This is a genomic window from Pseudomonas sp. NPDC086112, assembly GCF_044746425.1.
Classification (GTDB): Bacteria; Pseudomonadota; Gammaproteobacteria; order Pseudomonadales; family Pseudomonadaceae; genus Aquipseudomonas.
In genome coordinates, this window is the sequence record NZ_JBIVCD010000109.1 from 367 (window position 1) to 1,125 (window position 759).

A 759-nucleotide genomic window follows, 5' to 3' on the forward strand; every position below is an offset into this window, starting at 1 on the left:
GGGCCACTGTTGTCTTGCGACGCTATTGTCTTGCAAGAAAAGCAAAATGGCAGGAACGAATTCCCGCCAAATTTAGGGGTACAAGAGTCTAAAGAGGATCTTGCCCCCAGTCAAGGCAAGGCCCCGACCTCCCCGCTCATCCAACCTCGACAAATTGTCTCGATTCGATGAACGGAACGGCCAGGGCCTTACGCTCATTTATCGCAGAACTCAGTTACCGCTTGAGTTCAGCGCTTCGGTCAGTGCAGCTTCCACTTCACTGGCGCTTACGCGCAACGGTTTGTCAGCATCACGGCGGCGCTTGCGCTCGCTGTGGTAAGCCAGACCGGTACCCGCCGGGATCAAACGACCCACGACTACGTTTTCTTTCAGGCCGCGCAGGTAATCGCGCTTGCCGGTTACCGCTGCTTCGGTCAGTACGCGAGTGGTTTCCTGGAAGGAAGCCGCCGAGATGAACGATTCGGTGGACAACGACGCCTTGGTGATACCCAGCAATACGCGAGTGAACTTGGAAACGAACTTCTCGTCGCCAGCCAGACGCTCGTTCTCTACCAGAACGTGAGTCAATTCCATCTGGTCGCCCTTGATGAAACTGGAATCGCCGGATTCAGCGATTTCAACTTTACGCAGCATCTGACGCAGGATGGTCTCGATGTGCTTATCGTTGATCTTCACGCCTTGCAGACGATAAACGTAATGGATATCTTTCAATATTTCCTTGTACAGAGAAATAACACACAGCAGACGCTGGATGTCGTT

At 53.2% G+C, this 759-nt stretch carries 1 pseudogene; it reads right to left on the reverse strand.

What is annotated here, in order from left to right:
• Positions 1–210: 210 nt before the first annotated feature.
• Positions 211–759 (reverse strand): annotated as a pseudogene (locus ACIPLA_RS28290) (DNA-directed RNA polymerase subunit beta'); the annotation flags it as partial.